This window comes from Gottfriedia sp. S16(2024) (assembly GCF_050473765.1).
In the GTDB taxonomy this organism is placed as follows: Bacteria; Bacillota; Bacilli; order Bacillales; family Bacillaceae_G; genus Gottfriedia.
Map to the genome: position 1 here is coordinate 558,992 of NZ_JBFLUO010000001.1, position 22,061 is coordinate 581,052.

A 22,061-nucleotide genomic window follows, 5' to 3' on the forward strand; every position below is an offset into this window, starting at 1 on the left:
ATGTTCCTTGTTTTTACTAAAAAAATAAAATACTACCTATAGATAAAGGTAGTATTTGTACTATAAAAATATATGAATAGAATCAAGTACCACAATAAGTCTGATAAGGACGATCTGGGTCAGGAGGTAGTGTACAATAATTTATCTGTTCCTTCGATTCAATAAAAGGATTAGAAAGTGCTTTAAGCAATTTCTCCATCACGCTATAATCTCCATTCTCTACCGCTTTTTCTAATGCTTCTTCTACGCGATGATTTCTTGGGATTACGGTCGGATTATTGTCTCGCATCAGTTGAAGAGATGCTTCATTTGTTTCTGATTGTCTACTTAATCTCTCCTGCCACTGTTTCTCCCACTGTTTAAATTCAGATGATGTAAACAAAGGCATTTCATCTTGAATACCATATGATAATGCTCTGAACGTATTCGTATAGTCGGCTTTATACTTTTCCATTATTTCAAGTAACTCATCAATTAATGACTTATCCTGCTCTTCTTCATTAAATATTCCTAACTTTTTCCTCATTCCTGCAATCCAATTATCTACATAAAGAATAGGGTATTCTGAAATTGCATTCTGTGCTATTTCTAAAGCTTTTTCCTGATCATCATGCAATAAAGGTAATAATGTTTCAGCAAATCGCGCAAGATTCCATCCAGCCATTTTTGGTTGATTTCCATATGCATAACGACCGCGAAGATCAATTGAGCTAAAAACTGTTCCTGGGTCGTATGTATCCATAAATGCACATGGACCATAGTCAATTGTCTCACCACTAATTGTCATATTGTCAGTGTTCATTACACCATGTATAAAACCAACAAGTTGCCATTTGATAATTAAGGAAGCTTGACGTTTAATGACTCCTTGAAGAAGTGAAAAATATCGGTTTGGATCATTTTGATCAATTTCTGGATAATGCCTTTGGATTGTATAGTCAGCAAGTTCTTGAAGTTCATTCACACTACCCCATCTTGAAACATACTGAAACGTACCAACACGAATATGACTAGCAGCAATTCGGGTCATAACTGCCCCAGGTAATCGGGTTTCACGCTGGATTTGTTCACCCGTCGTTACAACGGCAAGACTCCTTGTAGTTGGTATCCCAAGCGCATGCATCGCCTCACTAATAATGTATTCCCGAAGCATCGGGCCAAGTGCTGCACGACCATCTCCACCGCGTGAATAAGGTGTTCTACCTGAACCTTTAAGTTGTACATCAAATCGTTCGTTTTTTGGAGTGATCTGTTCACCGAGTAATAAAGCTCTTCCATCCCCTAGCATATTGAAGTGTGCAAACTGATGCCCTGCATATGCTTGTGCAAGTGGCAATCCACCTTCTGGCACTTGATTTCCGGCAAAAACATTTACACTTTCTTCGCTTTGAAGTGATTGAACATCTAGACCAAGTGATAATGCTACCGGTTTATTTAGAACAACCAATTTCGGTGAACTTACCGGATTTAAATCCTGAGTAGCAAAAAAGAATTCCGGTAATTTTGAATAACTATTATCAAAATTCCATCCTGCATCACTTTTTACATTTCCCTGAGTCATCTTATCCCCCTTTTCCACTTTTTTCTTTTTTATTAATTACTCTCTACATATAACAAAAAAACCATAGATTTTCTATGATTTTTTTTTCACAATCCATTCCTCACGTTAGTTTCTACTCCACAACTTCAATATATTCTAACATTGCCTGAAAAAGGCATAACTTCAATTAGCTGATTTAACAAAAAAAACGGCTACTTCATAGCAGCCGTTTCTTACCTAATAACCAGTCCTATTATTAATGATATGGTCTTCCTCGAAATTTTAAAATTCCTGTTTATCAACAATCTCTCTATCTTGGCCAACGCCTGATATATCTATAAATTTATTATAAACCCTATCACAAAACTTGATCGCACAATAGCCAAGCAATCCCCCAGAGGTATTTAGTATTAAATCATCCACATCAAAAATTCCTAGCGAAAAAACAACTTGAGATGTTTCTAAGCATAAACTAAAAATCAAAGATCGACAGAATACGCCTATGAATGACATCCCTCTATTTTTAGATAAAAGAACAAGAAACATTCCAAATGGGATGAAAGCTACGATATTCCCAACCAAATTACTAAAATCAGGCCAAGATGATAGAGTATTAATATTAATGAATATAGTTTTAAATGGGATAAGATTTCCCATTTTCAATTCGTTTATGAGATTAACAGGATTCCCGAGATTAGTCTGAAGTTGATACGAAAGAAAGGATAGATCTCTCCAGCGGAACTTAAATAGAATGACCCTAATTACTGCATACATATAAAAGACAAATAATGCTGAAACAAATATTTTGTTCATTAATTTTATTATTTTCATTCCGCTAAGCTATCCTCCTTAAGATTTGTTGAGTTATGAAATACAGTTACAAACACACCATCCATGTTGTTGCCTGATATTTCATAATGAAGATTGGTTGGCACCTGAATGTTCATATTTTTAGTAACTGGATAATAAGATATTTCGTATTTTTCGCCATTTATAGTAACGGAAATAGACTTTTGTTTTTTTAAGAAAACTAGATACTCTTCTAAAGAAAAATTCTTTTCCTCCATAATCACACTATGTGGCAATCCAACATAGCGAATATGCCAAGGTTCATACTGAATGCCTGTAATTGCCGTTTTATCCTTTGGATAACGTATAATAAAACCGTATTTCCAAGCATTTTTTTCTAGCCACTTACCTTCAGGTGCCTCATTCATTTTCATTTGGGTAGATCCTACATCAAGCGATAGACCCAAATTGTGTTCACTACGGCCGGCGGGCAAGGCATAGTCTGATCCCATCTTTTGATAAAGTGCATTTTGCTCATCAAAGTCTCGGAAGCCACTATTAATTGTAAAATGGGGAACCCCTTCTTTTTTAGCAACAACAATCATCTCCGAAAATTTACGGGCGACATCCTCTGACAATTCAATTTTAGTATCAAGCAATTCGTATTCCTTTTTCAATTCTTTGTATGTAAATATGTTTACAACATCTGATTTTATACTTTCTTGGTGCACAGGATATTTTTTGTTTATCAAGAGTAAATTTCCTTTATAGACCATTTCTTTTGTAATGCTCTTCGTTTGGAAACTTTCAGCAGTCTCTTTATGATCTAATTGATCATTGTTATTTTTTTTATATCTTTGAATCTCTACTTTATCTTGAAGAGACGTTTCCTTATTAACGAATGTAAAGCTCAGGCAAATTACTAAAAACATTAAAAATCCCCACTTCTTCATTTTCACGTTCCTCCTAATTCTGATTGATTCTAGAATAGGAAAAACTTTTTAAATAAAAAGTAGGGTAAAATTTAAATTTTTCTTAAATTCTTTATGAAACTTTTAAACTTGGTCAATTTGGACACTTTCCTGCGGTAATCGAACTTCAAATACAGTACGGATTATACTACTATCGGCCGTAATTGTACCATTATGTTGCTCTACAATATTCTTTGCGATGAATAAACCAAGACCCGTGCTATCTTCTTGATGAGTCCGTGCTTTGTCACCGGTATAAAACATATCAAAAAGAAATGGAAGTTCCTCCGGAGGAATACAATCTCCATAATTAACAATCTGAACAATCACTTCTTTTGCATCAACAAGCCCGTTAATATCTACAAACTGACCATCATATCCATAACGATTTGCATTCGTTAAAAGATTTTCAAACACACGAGCTAACATCTCACCATCAGCCAAAATAGGTAAATGAGGCGGAAGATTCATTCGAGCAATCAAATTATTTTTCTCGAAAACTGGGTACAATTCTTCTTTTAATTGGAAAAGTAGATCACTTAAATTAATTTCCCTTTTTTCAAGTGGTATCATCCCATAGTTCATTCTAGTTATTTCGAATAATTCATCAATCAGTTTTTCTAAACGCTGAGATTTAGTAAAGGCAATCGTTAAAAAATGTCTGATTTGTTCCTTAGTTAACTTCTCATCCTTAAGGATTAAATCTAAATAACCTAGCACAGAAGTTAGCGGAGTACGCAAATCATGTGCCAAATTTACAACTAACTGTTCTTTACTGTTTTCTGAAAAATCGCCTCTTTGTACGGCTTCTTCTAATTTTTCACTTGCTAGATTAATTGCTTGTGCAATATCTCCAAACTCATCATTTGATTGAATCGAAACCCGATGTTTAAAGTTGCCATCAGCAAGATAATGAATGCCGTTTGATATTTCTTGAAAATATGTAGAATAAGGCTTAGTCAGTAAATAGAAAAACAATATCGAAAGTGGGATAAATAGAAATAAAAAGAAGTTAACGTCTCCAATACTCTGTATGAATCGACGAAGCTGAGCCAAGGGGTCACCGTAACGAACCATCGTATGATAATAAATCTGTAATCCTTTAAAAATTATGTAGGTTATCATACCAGCCAGAGTCATACTTAAGCCAAATAATACGATGATTTTAGAACGAAAACCGTATATAAATTTAGCCATTGAATATATACCCCACTCCCCAAACTGTTTTGATTAACTTATTTTTCCGCTTATCTTCTCCGAGTTTTTTCCGCAAGGTGCGTATATGTACCATTACGGTATTACCACCTTCAAAGTATGCATCACCCCATACCTGCTGAAAAATATTTTCTACACTAAAAACTTTCTTTGGATGACTGGCTAATAAATACAAAATATCAAATTCTTTCGGCGTTAGCTCGATGTTTTCACCATAAAGCTTAACTGTACGTTGATCAGGGGAAATCATTATTTCACCAAATTCCAAGATACCTTTATGATCATCTACTTTTGGTTGGTTCAACTTCATAAAGCGCCGCAATTGAGCATTCACACGTGCAACCAATTCAATCGGGGTAAATGGTTTCGTTATATAATCATCTGCCCCAATGACCAGACCTTGTACTTTATCGAAATCAGATGTTTTAGCACTCAAAAATATTATCGGCATGTTATACCGCTCACGAATGAGCCGAGTTACTTCATATCCATCCATTTTCGGCATCATAATATCCAATATTAATAAATCAATCGACCCGGTCTCGACTACACGAACTGCCTCATGTCCATCCGAAACTTTAATAACATGATATCCTTCTTTTTCTAAATGTAATGCTACCAGATCAGCAATCTCCTGTTCATCATCCGCTATTAAAATAGATATAGGTTTCATCTTTTCCTCCTATTTATCGTTACATTCAGTGGATGATTATCCAATTAAATATCCTAACGATGATTTCTCTAAAAAGATTTGAATTAGCAATGTGAGTTACCGCTAGCTTTAGTTGCCCAATAAACTTTAGGCTCTGTCTTATTTTCTATTATTTCCTCTTATTCTTCAAGAATATGGTCTATTTTGGAATAAGCCTTAACTTTTTCAAAATTCTTTAGACATAAAAAATACCTCTTTAGATCATCACATCTAAAGAGGTATTTCTTCACTTTCTTTTAAATTCCACACTTCAACTGAACTTGGCAATTATCACATGTATTACAACCACCATGTTCAACTACAGTACCAGCTAAGCAGATTGGACAAGTGTCGCCGTTTTCTACACCTACGTTACCTGTTTTAGCTTGAGTAGTTTCATCAGTATCGTTTTTCGTTGCAGCTTTACTATTTTCAACTGTTTCTAGTTCTACATTTGTTAAATCATTTTCTTCATTTGTTAGCGATAGTACTTGGGCATCACGTGAACCGTCTACATAAACAGTCCCGCCTTTTGCTCCACCTTTGTGTAATCTTTCATACACTTTTGCTACTTGTTCAACAGAATAACCTTTAGGAGCATTAACTGTTTTACTTATTGAAGAATCAATCCATCTTTGGATAATACATTGAACATCAGCATGCGCTTCTGGAGAAAGGTCCATTGTTCCAACAAATTGTTCTGGAAGATGTTCAATCATCTCATAAACGTTTTCTTCATTTACTTCATATCCGTTAGCTTCTAACCATTCTAGTGCGATATCAGCTACAACTGGAATAAATTTACCTAAACGTCCTGAACGGAAGTATACGAAGTTGAAATAAGGCTCAAGTCCAGTGCTGACATTCATCATCGTTCCAGTACTTCCCGTAGGAGCAATTGTTAGTAAGTGCGAATTACGTATCCCATTTTCTAAAACAGCTTCACGAATTTCTTCAGGCATTTTTTTCATATAGCCTGAGTTAATAAAACGTTCGCGTCCATCTTCAAAAGTCGATAAGAACGGGAATTCTCCCTTTTCTTCCGCTAAATCAATTGAAGTTTTATAAGCAGTAGTTGCAATCACTTCAAAAATTTCATCAACTAATTTGTTGCCGGCTTCTGATCCATAAACTAGACCACAACGGATTAGTAAATCATGTAATCCCATCACACCTAATCCAATACGGCGTTCACCTTTTGCTTGCTTTGTATTCTCTTCTAGGAAATATGGCGTAGCATCGATTACGTTATCTTGCATTCTCGTTCCGATTTGAACAGTTTGCTTTAACTTTTCCCAGTTAACTTTGCCATTTTCCGTCATTTCGGCTAAGTTAACAGCTGCTAAGTTACAAACAGAGAATGGAGCAAGTGGTTGCTCTCCACAAGGGTTTGTTGCAACTACTTTTTGACCATACGATACAGCGTTCGTCATTTTATTTGCATTATCTAAGAAGAAGATGCCTGGCTCAGCAGAATAAGTTGCACACACATTGATTAAATCCCAAAGTTCTTTTGCTTTTATCGTGTGGTACGTTCGTACACCATATCCACGGGCAGCCCATTCACGTACATCTCCACATTCCTGCCATTCTTGATCATAAATTAAACGCATTTCATCATCATAGTTTTCTAAATCTGGGAATTGAAGCTTGTATTCTCCATCATTTTCAACTGCTTCCATAAAATCATCCGTTAAACAAACAGATATATTTGCACCAGTTAAAAACTCAGGGTTGTGAACTGAATACTTACCACCATCATTAAGCAGTTCTTTTGCCTGTTCTATTTCAGGTGTATTTAATTTCCCTTCAATTGTTGCAATATGAATTAATGCTTCATAAGCAGCTTTTTCAGTTGCACTAATTGGCTCGAACTTTAATTTACGCTCTACTTCTTCACGAATTAATTTCGATTTTGTAGTTTGCGCAATATAGCGTAAAACCTTTGGATTTTGGTTCTTTGATACGATAAACTCTACAATATCAGGATGGTTGACGTTCATCATAATCATTTGCGCACCACGTCTTGAACCACCTTGAATAACTAAATTAGTTAATTCAGATAAATCATGTAACCAAGAAACTGATCCACTTGAGCGTCCATTCACACTATATACAATTGCATCGCGAGGACGTAAAGTTGATCCATTTGTTCCAACGCCACCACCACGTGACATAATTTCCATTACCTTCTTACGGTGCTCACCAATCCCATCACGAGAATCGTGAATATGAGGCATTACATAACAGTTAAAGAATGTTGTTGAAGCTCCAGTACCGGCACCAGCCAAAACACGTCCCGCTGGTACAAAAGTTTTGTTAGCTAAAATTTCATAAAACATATCTTTTACTTCGGAGAATTTTTCTGGAGTTTCTGCAGATGCAAGCCCACGTGCCACACGGTCTGCAATTTGTTCGTAGAAGATTTCAAGTGGTTTGTCTACTTTATTAAATGCAACTGTAATGATTGCTCCGTCTTCAAACTGAGAATCTAATTGAACAGTTACTTCTTCCTGACTATTGTCAATAGCAATTACTTCACCATAACCACGACGAGGAAACTTTGGATCATCCTTATATGTTAGTACAACTAGGTCACCTACACCTAATGTAACAAGCTTAATATCTTTAAATGCGTATCGATCTAACATTACCGTTCTAGATACACCTTTAAAAGTTGTTTTATGCATTTTTTGATCAATAGGTGTAATCATTGGAAAATGCATTATGTCTTGATTTAATTTCTGTATATTCGCAGGTAATTCAGCATCAATTATTGTATTTATCATCACCTGTTCCTCCTCGCAAAAGATTATATCGATTTTACCATATATCGATATATAGGTGTTTTCTTTATTTTCAACACCCATATGTAGTATTTATCCCGTCTCAACAAGATATAAATATACCGAGTTAAGAAGTAAAAGTCAATGTAAACGACTGAAATAAACTTATTTAAATTTGCTCTATTTCCTACAAATTTCATTGACAAATAAAAATTTTACTACATGATGTTTAAAAATAACTACAAGAATTCCTTGTTCCTAAATATCGTTCAATAGAAAGATTGTTCATATATTTTTTTAAATAAGCATGCTAATTTCTCTATTAAATAGTGTACAATTTATAGATATTAAAGAATGGAGAAAACACATGGTAACTTGTAATGAAACGAGAGTCATTAGAACAAATTTAGTTCTTCCCAATGATGTAAATAGTCATAACACTTTGTTTGGTGGAAAATTAATGAATGACTTAGATATAATCGGAAGTATATCAGCAATGAAATTCTGCCGATCTTCAATTGTAACTGCTTCAACTGATTCAGTGGACTTTCTTCACCCGATCACGATGAAAGATTCGGTCGCATTCGAAAGTTATGTAACTTGGACTGGTACCTCATCGTTTGAAGTATTCGTTAAAGTAACTGCAGAAAACTTAAAAACGGGTGAGGAGAAAATCGCAGCAACCGCCTTTTTAACTTTTGTTGCCTTAGATCAAGATGGAAATTTAGTTAAAGTTCCACAAATTGTTCCCGAAACTGAGGAAGAAAAATTCTTATATCAAGGCGGAGAAGAACGCGCAAAAATCCGTAAAAATAGAAGACTTAAAAGTAAGGAATTAGCAGACTTTTTTTACAAAAAATAAAAAATGGGACGACAACTGTCGTTCCCATTTTAGTTTGTAGACATAGTACATTAAACTTGAAAATTATACAGTCATTTTCCAACTAGATAACGCTAACCACTCTTCTCTTTCCTTATATTCTGGAATTATTTTACCTACAAGTCGCCAAAAGGACCTGTCGTGATTCATGTGAACCATATGGCACATTTCATGAACAACTACATAGTCAATCACCTTTTGCGGTGCCATTGCTAATTTCCAATTAAATGTTAGTTGCCTTTTTGAATCACATGTCCCCCAGTTTGTTTTACTATCAGTAATACGAATAGACGACGGCTTTACTTTAAAATTGCTTTGATACTTCTGAATACTTTTTTCAACTATTGCTTTAATTTGTTGATAATAAAATCTTTTAAGTGCCTGTTTTATTCGTTCATCCTCTAGTTGTTTTACAATAATATTTAGCCTATTTCCTTCAAAAACTACCTGATCTTGTTGAATACTTTCATCGTGTGAAATTTGGATAGGATATGAATTCCCTAAATAAAGAAATGTCTCACCAAATTCATAAGTCCGTTCTTTTGGACCACGAAGTCGCTCCTTCATTTCATTTGATTTTTGAAGAATCAACTCCCAGTTAGCTTCTAAAACTTCAATGACACTTTGATCAGATGCATCTTTAGGAGCCTGAACCTCAACATTTCCATAAGCATCTATATAAATACCGATCGATTTTCGCTTTTTATACTTTATATTAAAATTAATTGTTTCGTTTAAATATGTATGTATCATTTTTTATCACCTATAATATAATTAACCTTTTAATTACTTTTCTTAATTTCCAATCCTTAAACTTAGCTACCTTATATAGTATACAATAAAAGAAGCTTAAGTTTTTCAAAGTAAGCTTCTTACTCAAGTTCACCCTACATTTGAATAGCGCCAGTTGAAGTTTCAAACCGATTATGATTTAAAAGATCTAAGTTTCGTTCAATATTTTTGGATTCTCGAAAACGAATTGCCCATAAACCAGCCTTCAGCATCCAACTACTTGGACGTGCGACCATGTTACCAATCGATGCAACCTCATTATCATGCACTTTAATTATCCCTTCCCACTCACCTTCACTAGCTGCAGCAAGCTTTTTCGCAAAATCCCAGGCATAATTTCGTGACTTTTCTAGGCTAAAGTTTATTATTGCCTTTGAAGCTTTTGGATCAACGTGATCTAAAAATCCAATCCACGGCGAAATTCGATCCATGTCATCCCTTACCTCGTCCACTAGTGACGCCAAAATACTATTTATTATCATAAAGTCATTGTAAAGAGATAAAATATCAGAGCCTTGACATACCTTTGCAGCAGCTACTCCTAGATCCAAATTAATATGAGCATTAATGCCAAGCAATAAATGCTGTAACAAAATAGATTGACGTTTTTCAGCGTGACGAAACGCCAATTGCCAACTGAGACTTAAAGGTTCCCCATTTAAGTAATTTTTAAGTGCTTTTAAATAGAAGTTTGCAAAATTCACATCCAGACTTTCCATTCTTGCTCCGTCTTCGAACTGATTAGTTAAAATTCCATCTTTCACTTTAATCGTTACCAATCGATATAAGGAAGCAAAATAACCTAGTTTATTTTTTGTTTTATTACTCATTGAAATAATCTCATCTAATTGTTCAATTACATCATCGATTGTACTTGCGTTCCCTATTTGCTTTGACAAACTATTCATTACTCACTCTCCTAAAATTTTGTGACAAGTATGTTGAATTAGATTTGTTAATCAATATGCTATTAGTGTTGAAAAGATACTTTTAATAGTAGGGCTATCTTTTGATATTCAGTATGTCTTTTGAGAATTCCTTCGTTATTGCGAATACCTCATAACTTTGCTTAAATAACAAAAAAAGAGCGACTCATCATGAGTGCTCTTTTTATTTATTTTTGACCAATATTTTTTAACCAAATATCGATTGCTTTTATAGAGTAAAATGTTTTTCCCTCAATTTTAATGATAGGCATTGGATTTTTGGTATTTTTATATTGATTTAGTAATGATGTTAGCTCACTTTCCGTGAGACCTAAATACATTTGTAAATCTACTTCATTTATTAATTCCGAATTACGCGTTAAATCTTTATTATTCATTTCAATTTGTTGATTTCTTGTAATACTATCCAATGAATTAGAGATTAATCTTGCACTTATTAAAAAGCAAATACTAAAAAAAATAATAGAAATAACTAATAAATTGTTCTTGTATTTCAAAAACATTCTCCTTATTTAAAAATTCACCTTTTGAGTTTATAAATATTAATAATTTTTGCCGGCAGATTTGTAGATAAAATTTTTAAAAACCACCAACCAATTAAACCACCTATTGTATTTAGAATTAAATCACTTGTATCGAATACTCTACTTGGATAACCAGTTATTAATGAAATACATAACTGGGTAATTTCAATTAATAAACTATATAAAAAAACTAGTAAAATTAGATTTTTAAATAAATAATTAGATTTATATAAACCTATAAAAACACCTAATGGTACAAACATAATTATATTTCCAATAACCTGGATCCATAATCCTCTTGTTAGAGAAATGACAATACTGCGAAATGGCAAAAGTTCGATATATTGATTTAGTAAATAAATATTAAATGGATGTTTATCACCTATAAAAATATTAAATGGAAAAATCGCTACTTTAACTACTCCAGCTACGTATAAAAAAAGACCCAAACTCACTATATATTCAATAAACTTTTTTTATTTTTTTGTTTAACAAAATTAATAGCTATAGAGATGATAAATAGAGCTACAACAATTTTCAGTATTAGAAATAGATTAGGATCAATAATTATTTCCATTAGTAATTAATTGTTACATTTCCGCTAAAAAATTCATTTCCTGAAGATTGATTTTCTAAGTAAAAATAATGAGGTTCAGAGTATTCTACTTTAATAGTACTAGAATCTGAAACATGTGCGTAATTCCAACTTTCACCTACACTTATATATCCATAACCCGTTTGTTGATATAGATGAGTTCCAATTTTATATTTCCCTGAGGCTCTATTATCTTTGTTTGGTGTAGTAGAGAACCTAACGACGTTCCCTTTCTTTAATTTAACGCAAACCTTACCTAATACTCCATGATACATTTTATATGTTGAGGAATAAGATGCGGCAAATGCTGTAGGGGCCATCATAACAAATAATAAAGCTAAACTAGATATTGTTACTAAGAACTTTTTCTTCATTTAAATTCACTCCTTGCTATGTATTTGACTTTTATTATATTTCAGTTTCTCTATTAATTGGTTTCAATAATGTGAAGGAAAGATGAAATTAAATCATTATTCTAAATTTGTTCACAATTTCTGATGACTACAATTGAAAAAAATCCACAAGGCAATTACCTTGTGGATTCTCTTTATATTTAATCAATGAAGTACTAATGTTTCGGCTAATTCTGATCGCTGTCAGGTAATTTATCAAAATCCTTAAGCAATCCTTGAATATTTTTCTCATAAACAGAACCAATTTTAACAATAGGTGGTTCAGGACGCGTACGTGCATAAATGCTTTCGTAAAGATCTTCTATTTCTTCGCCTGTTAAGTCGCCTCTTTTTAGTAGCTCTTGTGCGATTGAGTGTACGAAATCGGCGTGTTCAGTAACAAGTTTTTTTACTTGGTTCATTTGGTCTTTTAGAAGAAGGTTAATTTTTGGTCGTAGTGCTCTAAGGCCTTCTGCTTGAGAGCCTAATGCATTCCAGCTGAATAGCTCGTCGCCCATTCCAACTAAACCTAAATATGCACCACCAAGTAGGGTCGCTTGTTGTAAATCAGATGTGACACCGTTTAATTTCTTGTGGAGAAACTCTTCTTCTACTGCTCTTGCTGCCAAACAAACTTGGATTGCTGCAAGTATTTCGCTATCGCTTCGATTATATCTTTCTGTTGTTGGCTTAGTCGCAGCCAGACCAAGTGCGTCACCTCTACGAATAATCGTTACCTTCCATACTCGATCATGTGGCTTTAACAAATATTGAGCTACGGCGTGACCTGCTTCATGATACGCTACATTTCTCTTCTCATCTTCACTCATCGATCTAAGTGGCTGCTTAAGTCCCCACTCATACGTTTCCATTGCATCTCGGAAGTCAGTGTAATTTGCAAGCTCAGCACCTCGTTGATGAGCAATTACGACAGATTCATTCACTATATGTTTAATTTGTGCAGGACTATATCCAATCGTATCAAGAGCAGCTCGCTCTGGTGTTAAAGTTGAATCGATTTTCACTTTTTTTAGATAATATTGGAAAACGTCAATACGTCCATCATAATCAGGAGAATCTACCCAAAGTTTTCGGTCAAAACGCCCTGGTCGTAGTAATGCTTGATCAAGTACATCAGGTAAATTTGTAGCTGCAATCGTTAGAACTGGGGGACGCTCTGCTTTCTTTTTACGTAAGCCGAGTGAGCGAAGAAATTTTGCTATTTTAGAACTATCAATGTTTGGAGGATCCATTTGTAGTAATAGCTCATTCAATAATCCAGAACCCATTCCCATACCGAACAATCCACCACCACCGGCTCCCCCCCCTTGACGAGACATACCAATTGCGTCGACTTCATCGATAAAAATGATACACGCTCCGTAAATATTAGCTAACTTTCTAGCCTTTTTGTAAATTCCCATTACTTTCAAATTCCCTACACCAAAGAACATGTTTTGAAAACTTGGAGCCGAGGCATAAGCAAATGGTACTTGGGCTTCATTCGCAATAACTTGTGCAAGATAAGACTTCCCTGTACCTGGAGGACCGCAAAGCAGCAATCCACGAATTGCCTCTCCTCCCATCTCTTTAAACGTTTTAACACCTTTTAATAGTGTTACGATTCGTTTTGCATTTTCAACAATCTCAGGGTTCCCACGATAATCATCCCACGTCGACCCTGTCTCACCTGGTAAGATCCAATAGGTACGACCTCTGGCTAGAAACCAGAAAATTGCTACAAACTGGATGATCGCCATGAAAATCATAACAGCGAACTGAAATAAAAGACTAACAATCGATATTGCTACACTCCAGTATGTTGGCCCTCCTTTAACAAGCACAACACCAATAAAAACAATTACAGCTAACCAAATTAATACTCTTCGCCATTTAACCCATTGATATTTTGTCATAAACATTCTTCCTTCTAGGGAATTTTTTGAATATTCTATGAAAAAATCAGCCCATTGGTGCCTAGAAATATATGTATGCAAAAACTAAATAATTTTGTTCATTTAAATAAAATAAAAAAGCCTCTTTGACATTAGCTTTTTAGTGCGTATACAAAGTACTTTAAACTTGATTTCAAACTAAAAAGCCCTCCTTGTAAGAGAGCTTTCAATAATTATTGAAATTTACTAAAAATGTCTTTCAAATACTTAATAACGATTGCGATTCCAGCAATGAAATAAAATGTTATTAAAATCCATCCAGTAGGATCGAGTCCAAACATTGTTATTAAAAACTTCAGTGGAAAAATGAAGTATAGAATATCCTTTAAATATCCTAGTATAAAAGATGTATCGAATGAACCTTTCCAGAATGAACGTATAAATGCTATTACAAAATCAAGAAGCATTAATCCAGTAACTGCCCAAATAGTATATAGCATCCAATCCGCAAGTCCGAAGCCTAAATCCATAGTTATCACCACCTTACATCATACTATTCAAAGAAAATAGGCTGGTGATATTAATTCACTTAATTTTCAGATAATATTTTTTGTAGCTTTTAAAGACCATTGTTCTGTTCTTTATCCTTGTGTTTATCATATTAATTTAATAAGAGATTAATTGCTAAAATGAGTCTTTAGTTCCCACTTCATATTTACTAAAAATACTCTTTTACTAAAATTTTTTATAGGGGAGAAAACATTACATACTTCAAATTTCCTAACCAATCGCCGTTTTCAAGCTACACTATAGCCCAACTAAACATACCCAAGTTCCCCCATCTGTACTTGAACATAAAATATTAGTAAAAAAACATAGAAAGGAAGAAATAGTAGTGGGATTATTTATTAATAAGAATGAACACCCTGATGTTTTTAAAAATAATGAAACAATACAAACACCGAATCAAGGGCATGTTCGGCATAATTATTTAGCTGAACTAATGGAAGAACAACAAAAAAATAACATGAGTCTAGAAAAATCCATCTCTGAATTAAAGCCACGATATGAGCAATTAGAAGAATTGCAAACAAGTCAGTGGAATCATGTTAAAAATCAAATAAGTAGTCTCATAGGGAGTAACCGTGAGCGTGAACAATTTGAAAGAATCATGATTCAGCGGTTAAATACATCAGACGCAAATGAAAGTCTGGAAAAACAAACGTTGATTACTCAAATGATTAGTTTAAATGAAGCTTATACAGAATTAGCAAAGCGATTGGAAAAAAGTGAAACTGATAATCAAGCTCTCTCATTACAACTTGATAAGCTAATTGAAAAACAAAATGAAGTAGCTCATGGATTATTACAGCAAGAGGAATTTCAACATGGGGTTTTAGATCGCCTTGATACTCAAGAAGCAATGATGGATAGAATCTCTCATCAGCTCAACAACTTACGCTCGATTATTTTTGAACGAGCAAGCTATATCACGACAAAACTTGAAGACAGCTATAAACTAACAACTGACTATATTTATAAAATTATAAATGGATCCGATAAGCCAAAATCCTATACTACTTCAGTGAGCAATAAAAAAGAGGAAAAACAAAAACAAGCAGACTAAAAATATGGTAATTCTCAAATAAAGGATTGTTCGAAAACACTTTTAGTTTCATTAGATCGAATATAAAAAAAGCTTCTCGAAGTCTATAATTAGACTTTATCGAAAAGCTTTTTTTATGTTCACTTAAAAGTAGACTAATGCGACTTTTTCTTTCTCTTCTAAGTTTTCAATCATTGAATACCAAGACTCTGGCTTATTTGGTAATACTGTATAATAACGCTTTAGGAACTTTACGATTAAGTCCGATTGAAGTTCATTAATCTCCCCATCCATAGGAAGGAAACAAAGATCTAGACCTGTTACCGCTTCACCGTCATTGTTCCATGATGGGTGAATATATTCAAAATCTAGACGCTTATAACCAAGGTGAGCTAAAACTTCTCGACGAACATATGGATTCATTGGTTTAACGCCGCCAAACTCATGGTGTTCTACTCGATATGGATCGTAAATTTCAGCAAACATACCTGATAATTTTTTATTATTTTCAGTTGCTAATGTCTGTAAATCTTCTAATCTATTTTGTGCCAAATAAGGACCGATTCCTAAACCAGCTTGGCCTAATATTGTAAAGTCAGTCATAGCAACATTAAAATCATCATAATAGCGATATTCTGTAGCACCTACTACTCTTTCTTCATGGACAGCAACAAAAACACGAATTCCTGGATCCTCCAAAGGCTCTTTCCAAAGATCGAATTCTAATACTTCTTCTGGGGGAAATACATCTTGCATTAATTGATGCATTTGTTTAAATAATGGGTCATTGATATTTGTAATTCTTTTATATTCCATTTTCTTTCTCTCCCTTTAATTAGAATGTTTAAATGGATTTTTCCATTCCATTAGAGTCCCATAACTACATGATTCTTCGTCCTCTAAATAATTAGCTACTACCTTAACCGGGGTACGACCACATCGCAGTAAAAAACTAATAACTGGATCCTTTAGCTCCCCTTTTATTACAGCGTCTAAGTATTGTTCGGGTGACAAATTATTCGCCTCTTTATGAAATCCTGGCATTCTGCCTCCTCCGAGCAATCTTTCCAAACCAAGATGTACAACAACATCATACATCGAAAACATTAGCCATTTACCTAAACCTAATTTTCGATAGGATGGTCTGACGCCGATATCAACGACATAAAGTGTATTACCGTTTGGGTTGTGGTTACGAATATAACCATGATCAGTAACCTCTTCCCACGAATGGTCAGGATGGCTAGGATTGAAATGAACAAGTAGACCTGTCATCGAACCCGCCATTTGACCATTTACTTCCATACATAAGGCTCCCTCTGGAAAAAGTGTTACATGATTTTTAAGTTGCTCCTCATTCCACCATAGTTCCGATGGGAATGGTGGAGGAAAGCTTTCTTGTTGAATACGGATTAAATCAGTAAAGTCATTCTCATTATAATGACGGATTACCACTGGGACTGGTTTGTCCTGGTCGAAAACAAAAAATTCCTTTCGATACATGTGCTAAACCTCTCATTTCTATTAAAGAATAAGTTTACCAATCTGGATAAAGATCTGTACGTCTATCACGCCATGTTGTAACGGATCCTTTTTCCCTAACTTTGTATAATAAATCTAAATTAAGATCGGCTGTAACAATCATATCTTGATTCATTTCACCTTCTACCATAATTCCTTTTGGAGGAAATGGGATGTCGTTTGGAGTGATTACAACTGCTTGACCGAAATTTGCACGCATAAAATCAACAGTTGGAAGTGAACCAATCGTACCTGTATTTACAACATATACTTGATTTTCAATTGCTCTTGCATGACATGTATAACGAACTCGGTGGAACCCATGGCGATCGTCTGTGCATGATGGACAGAAAATGACATCTGCTCCTTTTGCTTTAGCCATTCGTACGATTTCTGGGAATTCAATGTCATAGCAGGTCAACATCGCAATTGTTCCTTTATCGGTCTCAAAAACCTCTAGACCGTCACCTGCACTCATATTCCACTCATTTACCTCTGTTGGTGTAATATGTAGCTTTGCCTGCTCACCAATTCGGCCATCTGGATAGAACAAATGTGCAACATTATATAGTCGATTGCCTTTTTTTATAACATGGGTTCCTCCAATAATGTGCATATTGTATTGTTTTGACAACTTTAAAAATAAAGAACGATATTGCTCAGTAAAGTTAGGTAAATCTTGAATCGTTAATGCCTCACCTTTTTCATTTCCAATTGACATAAGTTGGGTTGTAAAAAATTCCGGAAAAATGATAAATTCCGCTTCAAATTCCTCTGCTGTCTTAATATAATGCTCGACTTGATTTTCAAACTCTTCAAAGGAGTTTATTGTGTGAAGATGATATTGAACGGCTGAAACTCTTAATTGCATATAATCCCCCTCTTCCCATTAACTCTTTATCTCTTACTATTATTATTGAATAGATAGAAGGAACGGGCAAGTATGTACTCTTCATTACATCTATAAAATAACTTATTTATCACTATTTACTTAATATTTCTACACTTCCATCTTTATCTAAGGTGATAACCAGATCAGTCATTCCAACAAATAATCCGTTTTCTACCACTCCTGGAATTAAATTGAGCTCTCTTTCTACTATTTGAGTTTGAATATGATTAAGTATGTTGCAGTCAAAAATATAGTTTCCGTTATCAGTAATAAACGGAGTCGCTCCATTTAAACGAAGTTCTGGACTTAAACCGATTGCCATAATATGTTTCATCGTCATTTCCATGCCAAATGGAATAACTTCTACTGGAAGTCGGAATTTACCTAATCTCTCTACCATCTTAGTTGGATCTGCTACTACTATAAATGTTTTAGCTGCTTTCGCAATGATTTTCTCTCTTAATAGTGCGCCTCCCCCACCTTTAATTAATTCAAAGTTTGAATTAATTTCATCGGCACCATCAATTGCAATATCAATCTGATCAATTTCACTAAAGTTTACTAATTGAATACCAGCCTCTTTAGCAAGCTTTTCAGTTTGAATGGAAGTCGGAATACCCTTTATCTGCAGTCCTTCCTTAACTAATTGCCCAAGCTTTTTTATCGTATAAAAAACTGTAGATCCCGTGCCTAAACCAACGACCATACCATCTTTTACAAATTCTGCTGCCTTTTCTCCTACTATTTGCTTATCATTCATTTTTACACCTTCTATTTTGTTATTCTATTTCTTAATTAGTATAAGTAATAATTCCAAATTTCATTTTTCGATAGGATGTTCAATTTAATAGTACTGTATAAAAATATTTTGAATAAAGAATTTTAATGAAGAAAAACTAAATGAAAAAATACTAAGTAAGGTGAAGACTATATGGATGTCCCTAATTTTATTCTTAAGTTTTGCATCATTTTAATGATTTTACCTGTTACGATCGTGTGTTGTTATTTTGGTTACTTAGATAAAAACTACCAAATTGTTATTTTCGGTTTTGCACTGCTATTATTTTCAATAATTGGTAATTACTTTATCTTTATAAAGGGCACTAAAAATAGTAATTCGGAGCAATAAGAACCGATTTCTAGTAACTTCTAACTTATGAGAAAAACCGACCTATTTGGAAATTCAATCGATCGGTTTTTCACTAAATTTTTATGAATTTTTCACATTAAAACCAACTAATAAAAGGTGGAATGCTTTGCGGAAATTTAAATAGATTGAATGGATCATATTCTCGTTTCACAATTCTAAGGCGATTTAAATTACCACCATAATATGCTGTTGGCCAATTTCTAATAAACCGATCAGGCCAATTTACGTAATCACCAGTAGTATATCTTGATAAGGCATTCCTTAACTCTTCGACCCATTGATTGTTTTCTCGTTCTTCTTCAGGTGTGCTCCAATTAGCAAGATATTCTTGAGCGATAATGGCATCCCTGTAATAGTAGGCTGTTTCATTTGGCCTAATTCGCTTTACTGCGCCTCCAAGAGATTGGTGCCATATGCTAGAATTTCCATTTGGTGTATTTTCTAAAAAACTTTTCATAATCAAGATTGCTCTCTTTGGAAAAGTTTGATTTAGAAAAGATCCTGACCTCTTTTTATAAGCTGGAACATTACCACTTGGATCATCAAAGAAATGCACAGCTTCTATATAAGGTACTTCCTTTACCATTACGTCTATAGGTGAGCCAGTTTCTGTTAGTGGCCGAAGCAGTTCATTCAATTTTGTTGCCGGGCCTACAAATTCCCCTTGAGCAATAATTTGATTTACTTCCCTAGATTTAAATTCAATTTCTGAAGTTAGCTTGTTATCCGTGTTAATTGCCCAATTTTGCCAGGCATCAAAAGCGGCTTCAAAGTCTTCCCACTCCCATATAATCGAGAAAATTGAAACAGTTGAAATTGGGTGCACTTTAAATTTAAGCGACGTGACAATACCAAAATTCCCGCCTCCCCCTCCACAGCAAGCCCAAAAAAGATCACTATTCTTGTTCTTATTTGCTTTAATGAGTTTAGCTTTCTCATGTCCATTCGATACAACGATTTCTACTTCAAGTAGATTATCACATGTAAGACCATACAAGCGCGAAAGCATCCCGATACCACCGCCAAGTGTAAGTCCTACAAGACCAACACTACTTTCAGTGCCTGCTGGGATTGTCGTACCATTTTCCCATAGTATATTATATACCTTCCCTAAATCAGCCCCGGATTGTATTTTTGCGGTCATGCTTTTGCAATCTACACTAACCGTATTCATTTCACTAACATCGATCACAAGACCACCATCTACAAGTGAAAAATTTTCATAGTTATGCCTGCCATTTCTTACTCTAAATGGCATATTATTTTCTTTCACCCAGTTCAAAGCATTTAAAACATCTCTTTTCTTTTGACAAAATACAATTATTTTAGGAAATTTTGGATTGTTTAAAGTATTGTTTGTTCTAGCCTGTTCATAATCCGGATTATCTGGGGTAACAATCCTTCCAGTAAGTTTTGTCTTTTCCAAAAAATATACCCCCTTTCAACATACTGTAAAGAGAATGCTATATTCTATGAAAAAACTCTTGGAAAAGACACTTGCCTAAGTGTATTCACTATATCCGCTCATTTTCTCTTTTTTACAATCATACGCAATCCATCTTTCGGCCGAAGTGTAATCAGTGGTTCTGTCTCCACTTTATGATGATCAGGGGCTAGTTCAATCCTATAATGCTGAACGATTGTTGCTAATACTAAAGTAGCTTCCATAATTGCGAAATGATTTCCAATACAAACACGAGGCCCACCACCAAAAGGAAAATACGCATATTCAGGCACACCTTCTACCTTTCCATTCTTAAACCGCTCTGGAAGAAACTCTTCTGCATGTGAGAAATACTTTTCAGAATGCTGCATAATATAAGAACTCATCATGACTGTCTCACCTTTTTGAATTCTATAATCTCCAATGCTGACATCTTCTATTGCTTTTCTACTAATAAGCCATGCAGGTGGATATAGCCGGATACTTTCCCAAATGATTTGCTGAGTATAAATTAAATCTTTCATAGAATGATAGTCTGCTCGTCTTTTGCCAAGAACACGATTTACTTCTTTATATAATAATTTAGCTTTGCCAGGATGCTGAGATAAAAGATATAAGCACCAAGATAATGCATTTGCTGTCGTTTCATGACCTGCAAGGAAAATTGTCATTGCTTCATCCCTTAATTGTCGATTCGTCATGCCTTCATTAGACTCTTCATCCCTTGCTTGCATTAGTAGTCCTAGTAAATCATTCTTTGTTTCTGAACTATTTCTTTTTTCAATAATCTCATATAACACCTTATCGATTGCCTTAATAGCCTCCGATAAAGATTTATTTTTTGGCGTATTCAGTTTGAGCGGAGCTTTTAAAACTGATCGAATTCTCTTAGTTGCAATATCCATAATAATGTCAAAGTGTTTCCCAACACGATCATGTCCTTGATTCAGATCCATACTAAACATAGTTTTAGCAATAATAGCTAATGTAAGCTCCATCATATCTCTACTAATGAGACGCTCTTCATCATCCTTCCAAGAACTAATAAACTCTTCTGTGAGCAACGTCATATCCCCTGCATAGGATTGTATATGTTGCTTCGTAAACGATGGCTGAATTAAACGCCGCTGCCTCATATGTACTTCATCTTCACTCGTTAATAATCCCTCACCAAGCAAGGTTTTCATCTCTTGAAATGGCTTTGATTTATGGAAAGAATGCTGCTTAGTTACTAATACCTCTTTTATTAAATCGGGCTCTAATAGCAGGTTTATTTTACGATGGGCAAATCGAAATGAGACAATTGAATCATGACTTCTATAAAGTTCGGTTAAAAAAAATATTGGATCCTTCCGAAACTCATTCAAATGCCCTAAAGGTGAATACGAAGCCAGTCCTTTTACTTCAAGCATAAAATTCACTCCATTTCAG

The 22,061-nt window shown here is 34.4% G+C and carries 22 protein-coding genes; 3 read left to right on the forward strand and 19 right to left on the reverse strand.

Annotated features, from left to right (window positions below):
• Positions 1-82: 82 nt before the first annotated feature.
• The 6 genes from AB1282_RS02830 to AB1282_RS02855 form a co-directional block, all read right to left on the reverse strand.
• Complete coding sequence (locus tag AB1282_RS02830; RefSeq protein ID WP_429898390.1) at positions 83-1,561, reverse strand: protein adenylyltransferase SelO; 1,479 nt, start codon at positions 1,559-1,561, stop codon at positions 83-85.
• A 261-nt stretch (positions 1,562-1,822) separates the two neighbouring features.
• A complete protein-coding gene (locus tag AB1282_RS02835; RefSeq protein WP_429898391.1) occupies positions 1,823-2,371 on the reverse strand; it encodes a VanZ family protein in 549 nt (182 codons plus the stop codon).
• Complete coding sequence (gene vanY, locus AB1282_RS02840) at positions 2,368-3,282, reverse strand: VanY-A/VanY-F/VanY-M family D-Ala-D-Ala carboxypeptidase (RefSeq protein WP_429898392.1); 915 nt, start codon at positions 3,280-3,282, stop codon at positions 2,368-2,370. The genes AB1282_RS02835 and vanY overlap by 4 nt, the downstream gene beginning before the upstream one ends.
• Positions 3,283-3,384: 102 nt before the next feature.
• Positions 3,385-4,497, reverse strand: coding sequence for an ATP-binding protein (locus AB1282_RS02845; protein WP_429898393.1), 1,113 nt, complete (start codon positions 4,495-4,497; stop codon positions 3,385-3,387).
• The gene (gene vanR, locus AB1282_RS02850) at positions 4,490-5,188 is read right to left on the reverse strand and encodes a vancomycin resistance response regulator transcription factor, VanR-F/VanR-M family (protein WP_056468082.1); all 699 of its coding nucleotides are present in this window, start codon (positions 5,186-5,188) and stop codon (positions 4,490-4,492) included. The genes AB1282_RS02845 and vanR overlap by 8 nt, the downstream gene beginning before the upstream one ends.
• 275 nt (positions 5,189-5,463) lie before the next feature.
• Positions 5,464-7,995, reverse strand: a complete 2,532-nt coding sequence (locus AB1282_RS02855) for a vitamin B12-dependent ribonucleotide reductase (protein WP_429898394.1) — start codon at positions 7,993-7,995, stop codon at positions 5,464-5,466.
• Positions 7,996-8,359: 364 nt separating this feature from the next.
• Here AB1282_RS02855 and AB1282_RS02860 point away from each other — a divergent pair, with 364 nt between their 5' ends.
• Positions 8,360-8,854: an acyl-CoA thioesterase gene (locus AB1282_RS02860; protein WP_056468078.1), complete on the forward strand. Its 495-nt coding sequence runs from the start codon at positions 8,360-8,362 to the stop codon at positions 8,852-8,854.
• Between the two features lie 63 nt (positions 8,855-8,917).
• Here the strand turns inward: AB1282_RS02860 and AB1282_RS02865 are convergent, their stop codons facing one another.
• The 7 genes from AB1282_RS02865 to AB1282_RS02895 all read right to left on the reverse strand — a co-directional run bounded on the left by AB1282_RS02865 (position 8,918) and on the right by AB1282_RS02895 (position 14,547).
• Positions 8,918-9,625, reverse strand: coding sequence for a M48 family metallopeptidase (locus AB1282_RS02865; protein WP_056468075.1), 708 nt, complete (start codon positions 9,623-9,625; stop codon positions 8,918-8,920).
• A 134-nt stretch (positions 9,626-9,759) separates the two neighbouring features.
• A complete protein-coding gene (locus AB1282_RS02870) occupies positions 9,760-10,572 on the reverse strand; it encodes a DUF5995 family protein (RefSeq protein WP_429898395.1) in 813 nt (270 codons plus the stop codon).
• 206 nt (positions 10,573-10,778) lie between these two features.
• The gene (locus AB1282_RS02875) at positions 10,779-11,108 is read right to left on the reverse strand and encodes a hypothetical protein (protein ID WP_056468072.1); all 330 of its coding nucleotides are present in this window, start codon (positions 11,106-11,108) and stop codon (positions 10,779-10,781) included.
• 23 nt (positions 11,109-11,131) lie between these two features.
• Positions 11,132-11,584, reverse strand: a complete 453-nt coding sequence (locus AB1282_RS02880; protein WP_429898396.1) for a VanZ family protein — start codon at positions 11,582-11,584, stop codon at positions 11,132-11,134.
• 127 nt (positions 11,585-11,711) lie between these two features.
• Positions 11,712-12,104, reverse strand: coding sequence for a hypothetical protein (locus AB1282_RS02885; RefSeq protein ID WP_429898397.1), 393 nt, complete (start codon positions 12,102-12,104; stop codon positions 11,712-11,714).
• A gap of 206 nt (positions 12,105-12,310) precedes the next feature.
• Positions 12,311-14,038, reverse strand: a complete 1,728-nt coding sequence (locus AB1282_RS02890; protein ID WP_390310920.1) for an AAA family ATPase — start codon at positions 14,036-14,038, stop codon at positions 12,311-12,313.
• Positions 14,039-14,250: 212 nt separating this feature from the next.
• Positions 14,251-14,547: a hypothetical protein gene (locus AB1282_RS02895; protein WP_056468064.1), complete on the reverse strand. Its 297-nt coding sequence runs from the start codon at positions 14,545-14,547 to the stop codon at positions 14,251-14,253.
• A 365-nt stretch (positions 14,548-14,912) separates the two neighbouring features.
• Between AB1282_RS02895 and AB1282_RS02900 the strand changes: the two genes are divergently transcribed.
• Complete coding sequence (locus AB1282_RS02900; RefSeq protein WP_429898398.1) at positions 14,913-15,644, forward strand: hypothetical protein; 732 nt, start codon at positions 14,913-14,915, stop codon at positions 15,642-15,644.
• Between the two features lie 123 nt (positions 15,645-15,767).
• On the opposite strand, the gene AB1282_RS02905 is transcribed toward AB1282_RS02900, so the two are convergent.
• From AB1282_RS02905 to rpiA, 4 genes are all read right to left on the reverse strand, one after another.
• Entirely contained in the window at positions 15,768-16,439 is a 672-nt protein-coding gene (locus tag AB1282_RS02905) for a hypothetical protein (protein WP_056468058.1), read from the reverse strand.
• 15 nt (positions 16,440-16,454) lie between these two features.
• Positions 16,455-17,126 carry a GNAT family N-acetyltransferase gene (locus AB1282_RS02910; RefSeq protein ID WP_429898399.1) on the reverse strand — a complete coding sequence of 224 codons (672 nt, stop codon included), beginning with the start codon at positions 17,124-17,126 and terminating at the stop codon, positions 16,455-16,457.
• A gap of 34 nt (positions 17,127-17,160) precedes the next feature.
• Positions 17,161-18,015: a carbon-nitrogen hydrolase family protein gene (locus AB1282_RS02915; RefSeq protein ID WP_429898400.1), complete on the reverse strand. Its 855-nt coding sequence runs from the start codon at positions 18,013-18,015 to the stop codon at positions 17,161-17,163.
• A 112-nt stretch (positions 18,016-18,127) separates the two neighbouring features.
• Positions 18,128-18,796: a ribose-5-phosphate isomerase RpiA gene (rpiA, locus tag AB1282_RS02920; protein WP_056468050.1), complete on the reverse strand. Its 669-nt coding sequence runs from the start codon at positions 18,794-18,796 to the stop codon at positions 18,128-18,130.
• 171 nt (positions 18,797-18,967) lie between these two features.
• Between rpiA and AB1282_RS02925 the strand changes: the two genes are divergently transcribed.
• Positions 18,968-19,165, forward strand: a complete 198-nt coding sequence (locus AB1282_RS02925; protein WP_056468048.1) for a hypothetical protein — start codon at positions 18,968-18,970, stop codon at positions 19,163-19,165.
• A gap of 97 nt (positions 19,166-19,262) precedes the next feature.
• Here AB1282_RS02925 and AB1282_RS02930 read toward each other — a convergent pair whose 3' ends face one another.
• Together AB1282_RS02930 and AB1282_RS02935 are read right to left on the reverse strand one after the other, a co-directional pair.
• Entirely contained in the window at positions 19,263-20,612 is a 1,350-nt protein-coding gene (locus AB1282_RS02930) for an FAD-binding oxidoreductase (protein WP_429898401.1), read from the reverse strand.
• A 98-nt stretch (positions 20,613-20,710) separates the two neighbouring features.
• The gene (locus AB1282_RS02935; protein WP_429898402.1) at positions 20,711-22,042 is read right to left on the reverse strand and encodes a cytochrome P450; all 1,332 of its coding nucleotides are present in this window, start codon (positions 22,040-22,042) and stop codon (positions 20,711-20,713) included.
• Positions 22,043-22,061 lie beyond the last annotated feature (19 nt).

What these genes read in the sequence shown, in the direction of transcription:
- AB1282_RS02890 (WP_390310920.1), bottom strand. Translation starts at nt 14,038, where the DNA reads ATGACAAAATATCAATGGGTTAAATGGCGAAGAGTATTAATTTGGTTA.
- AB1282_RS02935 (WP_429898402.1), bottom strand. Translation starts at nt 22,042, where the DNA reads ATGCTTGAAGTAAAAGGACTGGCTTCGTATTCACCTTTAGGGCATTTG.
- AB1282_RS02905 (WP_056468058.1), bottom strand. Translation starts at nt 16,439, where the DNA reads ATGGAATATAAAAGAATTACAAATATCAATGACCCATTATTTAAACAA.
- AB1282_RS02830 (WP_429898390.1), bottom strand. Translation starts at nt 1,561, where the DNA reads ATGACTCAGGGAAATGTAAAAAGTGATGCAGGATGGAATTTTGATAAT.
- AB1282_RS02835 (WP_429898391.1), bottom strand. Translation starts at nt 2,371, where the DNA reads ATGAAAATAATAAAATTAATGAACAAAATATTTGTTTCAGCATTATTT.
- AB1282_RS02885 (WP_429898397.1), bottom strand. Translation starts at nt 12,104, where the DNA reads ATGAAGAAAAAGTTCTTAGTAACAATATCTAGTTTAGCTTTATTATTT.
- AB1282_RS02860 (WP_056468078.1), top strand. Translation starts at nt 8,360, where the DNA reads ATGGTAACTTGTAATGAAACGAGAGTCATTAGAACAAATTTAGTTCTT.
- AB1282_RS02870 (WP_429898395.1), bottom strand. Translation starts at nt 10,572, where the DNA reads ATGAATAGTTTGTCAAAGCAAATAGGGAACGCAAGTACAATCGATGAT.
- vanY (WP_429898392.1), bottom strand. Translation starts at nt 3,282, where the DNA reads ATGAAGAAGTGGGGATTTTTAATGTTTTTAGTAATTTGCCTGAGCTTT.
- rpiA (WP_056468050.1), bottom strand. Translation starts at nt 18,796, where the DNA reads ATGAATGATAAGCAAATAGTAGGAGAAAAGGCAGCAGAATTTGTAAAA.
- AB1282_RS02910 (WP_429898399.1), bottom strand. Translation starts at nt 17,126, where the DNA reads ATGTATCGAAAGGAATTTTTTGTTTTCGACCAGGACAAACCAGTCCCA.
- AB1282_RS02845 (WP_429898393.1), bottom strand. Translation starts at nt 4,497, where the DNA reads ATGGCTAAATTTATATACGGTTTTCGTTCTAAAATCATCGTATTATTT.
- vanR (WP_056468082.1), bottom strand. Translation starts at nt 5,188, where the DNA reads ATGAAACCTATATCTATTTTAATAGCGGATGATGAACAGGAGATTGCT.
- AB1282_RS02915 (WP_429898400.1), bottom strand. Translation starts at nt 18,015, where the DNA reads ATGCAATTAAGAGTTTCAGCCGTTCAATATCATCTTCACACAATAAAC.
- AB1282_RS02895 (WP_056468064.1), bottom strand. Translation starts at nt 14,547, where the DNA reads ATGGATTTAGGCTTCGGACTTGCGGATTGGATGCTATATACTATTTGG.
- AB1282_RS02855 (WP_429898394.1), bottom strand. Translation starts at nt 7,995, where the DNA reads ATGATAAATACAATAATTGATGCTGAATTACCTGCGAATATACAGAAA.
- AB1282_RS02865 (WP_056468075.1), bottom strand. Translation starts at nt 9,625, where the DNA reads ATGATACATACATATTTAAACGAAACAATTAATTTTAATATAAAGTAT.
- AB1282_RS02925 (WP_056468048.1), top strand. Translation starts at nt 18,968, where the DNA reads ATGGATGTCCCTAATTTTATTCTTAAGTTTTGCATCATTTTAATGATT.